Genomic DNA, 336 nt, shown 5'->3' on the forward strand with positions numbered 1-336 from the left:
GCCCGCCCGCCACGCGGATGCCGCCGGCGGGCGTGCGCAGCCGCAGCGGAGCGAGGTGCCGGATCGCCGGCCGGAAGCCGGTGGCCCAGAGGATCACGTCCGCCGGTTCGAACGAGCCGTCGGGCATCCGCACCCCGTCCGGCTCGACGGCCATGAACATGGGGTGGCGCACCAGCACGCCTCGCGTCTCGGCCTCGCGCACCCAGGACGAGCGGTGCATCCCGGTCGCCCCGACCACGGAGCCCGGCGGCAGGCCCGCACGGGTCCGTTCGTCCACCCCGCGCACCGACTCGGCCAGGGCGCCGGGCGCGGCCGAGTCCTGCCACTGCGGCTCCC

1 pseudogene is annotated in these 336 nt (G+C 78.0%); it reads right to left on the bottom strand.

Going from position 1 to position 336, the window contains the following annotated elements:
- Positions 1-336 (bottom strand): annotated as a pseudogene (locus tag HMPREF3105_RS13455) (pyridine nucleotide-disulfide oxidoreductase); the annotation flags it as partial.

Source organism: Micrococcus sp. HMSC31B01, assembly GCF_001816085.1.
GTDB classification, from domain to species: Bacteria; Actinomycetota; Actinomycetes; order Actinomycetales; family Micrococcaceae; genus Micrococcus; species Micrococcus luteus.